Annotated in this window: 1 protein-coding gene; it reads left to right on the top strand. The window is 55.7% G+C overall.

From position 1 onward, the window contains the following. Nucleotides 1–474: 474 nt before the first annotated feature. A complete protein-coding gene (locus FRC98_RS20735) occupies nt 475–876 on the top strand; it encodes a hypothetical protein (RefSeq protein WP_146983492.1) in 402 nt (133 codons plus the stop codon). The last annotated feature ends 669 nt before the right edge of the window (nt 877–1,545 follow it).

The raw sequence follows: 1,545 nt of genomic DNA, 5'->3' as shown, positions 1-1,545 counted from the left end.
ACTTTGACGATCTGGGTGGCGATGACGACGGCCTTGGTGGCGGCGATGATGACGACGGGGATAGCGATGAAAGGCGGCATGTTTAGCTCCTGAATGGGTAAAAAGATGAAGTGGGGTGGTGCGCTTACCAGCGCGCGAAGAACGCGCCGGCAAGGTGATGAAAGAAGGTCTTAGTCGATGGCGTCGATGATGATGGTGATGGCGGTGACGATGGCATCGACGACGGCGACCACGTCTTCGGCGTTCATGGGTTCTCCTGAGTATTGAGTTAATAAAGATGTGCGGGGCTTACTTCTTTGCGGCCTTCGCGACCGTCTTAACGGCGACGGCGACCGCAGCGACGGCTTTGATGACGGTGATGGCGGCGTTGATGGTGGCTTTGTTCGACATGGTGTTGTCCTCAGGTGCGTGTCGGGGTGGGATGGTGAGTGTTATGTTTTGCCAGGGTATACCCGGGCTTAGATGATCATGCCGATGATGGAGACGGCGGCGTTGATGATGGCGACGATGATTTCGATGGACATGGTGGCTCCTTACCGAAGTGGTGTTGAGATGGTGGGCGAGCGCCAGGCTTACTTCTTGGCGGCCTTGGCGACCGTCTGGACGGCGACGGCGACGGCGGCGACGGCTTTGACGACGGTGATGGCGGCATTGATGGTGGCTTTGTTCGGCATGTTCTTCTCCTCAGGTGCGTATCAGGGTGGGGTGGTTGCCTGTTTGTTTGCGTTATTTCTTCTTGTTGGGTGCCTTCACGGCGTCGATGGCGGCGATGATCTCGGCCGTCATGGTGCCGACGGCCTGGATGAACTTGACGGCGGTTTTGATGGTGGTCGCTGCTTTCATTATATCCTCCTTCGGATTGGTTGTGTTGGATAGTAGCGCTCTAAAAGATGAAGTCGAGCGGGGTTCACGTGAAGGGTTTTGTCGGTGGGTTTCGGTGTTCGTGTAGCCGGTTTAAGTGGAGAAGGTGCGGCGTCTCGCTGCTGTTAAATCAAACTTAAGTGTTCTGAAAAGGGTTGGAAACCCCGCTTCACGTGAGCGGCGTTCGTGCCCTGTCTGAAGAGCGGGTGGCAGGGTTGTTGATGGCGTTGTCAAAGAGCGTGGTGCGTTTTCGAGTGCTGCGTGTCTAGACGATAGCGACCTTTGAAAACATCGCAATGGGGGTTCACGTGAGCGTTGTACGCCCTGTGCTTTGTGTGAAACTCACCTGGCGAGCGTTGTTCATGGAGTTGTCAAAGAGCGTGGTGCGTTTTCGAGTGTTGCGTAAGTGAAGATAGCGACTTTGAAACGTATTGGAAGATGCGTTCACGTGAAGGGTGCGTCGGATTCTTAGAGGTGTGAAATGGGGCGCTGAATGAGGCTGTGAGATGAAAACACCCACTCGAGGTGTCGGTGTAACACAGGCCAAAAGCGTTGAGACCTGGCATTCACGTGAGCAGTCAGAGCGTGGTCGATCAGCAAAAACGCCCGCGCCCACCGGGAAGGTTCTTCCGGGTGGGCGCGGGCGTTTGAGAAGGAGAGTTGGAAGCTCGAGGGTCAGGCTAG

This window comes from Lujinxingia vulgaris (genome assembly GCF_007997015.1).
Taxonomy (GTDB): Bacteria; Myxococcota_A; Bradymonadia; order Bradymonadales; family Bradymonadaceae; genus Lujinxingia; species Lujinxingia vulgaris.
The sequence above is the reverse complement of the archived record's forward strand: the minus strand, read 5'-3'. Positions and strand labels throughout refer to the sequence as shown.

Coding starts and splice junctions, on each gene's coding strand:
- FRC98_RS20735 (WP_146983492.1), top strand. CDS start 475: ATGATGGAGACGGCGGCGTTGATGATGGCGACGATGATTTCGATGGAC.